General features: G+C 67.5%; 1 protein-coding gene. It reads left to right on the top strand.

Annotated features, from left to right (window positions below; genetic code table 11):
• The first annotated feature begins 737 nt into the window (after positions 1-737).
• The gene (locus QWZ14_RS06170) at positions 738-1,475 is read left to right on the top strand and encodes a lysozyme family protein (protein ID WP_290315755.1); all 738 of its coding nucleotides are present in this window, start codon (positions 738-740) and stop codon (positions 1,473-1,475) included.
• Positions 1,476-1,493: the final 18 nt, after the last annotated feature.

Raw genomic sequence — 1,493 nt, 5'->3', positions numbered from 1 at the left:
CGCCGCCCTCGCCGGTGCCGCCGTCATCCGCGAACGGCGCCGAACCATGGGCATCAGCCTCGCCGGGCTGGGCGGCGGCGCCGCCATCGCCCTGGTCCTGTTCGGCAGTGGCTACGCCATGAANCGACCTGCCGTCGCCTTCCACGAGCGCTGCCTGCGGGCCGCGATCAAGGCCGAGAGCAGCGGCCGGCTCTACTGCCCGGTCGAGGCGCTGAGCGACCAGTTGGCCAGCGCGCAATCACAGCAACAGCGGAGGTAGTCATGGTCCTGGGAATGGGATGGAAAGCGTCTGCGGCCGCCCTGGTAGTCACGCTGGGCATCGCTTCGGCAGCCCAGGCGCAGACGCCGGAGGATCTCTCCCGCCTCGAGCGCTTCTCACTCGACCGGGGCCGGGCCCTGGCGCTGCGGCAGAAGCTCACGCCGCCGGTCTCGACGGGTGCGCTCGAGCGGTTGGTCCCGCTTGAGCGGCTTTGGATGTGCAAGGGGACGCAACCAAGCCTGCCGATCTACTCCAGCCCTGACCGCACTTCGGCACCGATGGGCGTGACCNGGCTGGGCTTCGTGCCCGCCAATACCCTCGGGCCGTACATCAATGCGGTGAAGCCCGGCGTGCAGTGCACCGTCGAAGGGCTGCGGCGCCGGGACAACTCACCCGTGTTCGGCTTCCACTGATGCGGCGCTGGGCAACTGCCGCACTTTGCCTCGGCCTCGCTGGGGGATCGCAAGGACAAACCATCGTGCTGCCTCAGGCCGGCCAGATGCCGCCACAGGTCGTCCCCGCCGCGGCGGACCCCGGCACGCCGGAGTTCACTGCGCCTTCTGGAGGGGAGGTCTACGGTGGCGGTGCCACAGCCCCCACACCTCTCGCCGAAGGCTTCTCTGGCCTTGGTGAAGGCGGCAAGCCCTATACTGGCACCGCCGATGTCTCCGATCGCAGCAACGTCCTGGCGTCGCTGCAGGCGCAACCCTACGGCGCCACAGCAATCGCCACAGCCAACAGGCTTGGCGTCAACTCCACCGGGGTGGCGGCTTTCGCCGCGGCGGAGAGCGATTTCCGCAACATCCCGACCGCAAACGGCTCAACCTCGGCAACCGGCCCATGGCAGATTACCTCCGGGACGTGGGACGACACCGTGCGACGGTTCAACCTGCCCTACAGTTCGGCCGACAGGACGAATGCCGACGCCCAGGCCGTTGTCAGCAGCTACCTTATCCGCTCCTACGGTGGCGCCACATCACAAGCCTTGGGACGCGTCGCCACGGTGCAGGAGACCTACTACTCCTATGTCTACGGCCCCGCCGTGGGCGGCAAGATCGCCCTGGCCGATACGACCTCACCGCTATCGAACTTCGTGCCCGCCGACAACTTGGTCAACAACGGGATGACAGGCTGGACTGTGGGCAACCTGCAGGACTTCACGGTGCGTAGGCTTGGCCCTTCCGCCACCACGCCAATTTTCGCGGTCAGGAACTAGGAATGGTCGCGCTAACGC

The sequence above is a fragment of the Paeniroseomonas aquatica genome, from assembly GCF_030409335.1.
Taxonomy (GTDB): Bacteria; Pseudomonadota; Alphaproteobacteria; order Acetobacterales; family Acetobacteraceae; genus Belnapia; species Belnapia aquatica.
This window is presented reverse-complemented; position numbering and strand designations above follow the sequence as displayed.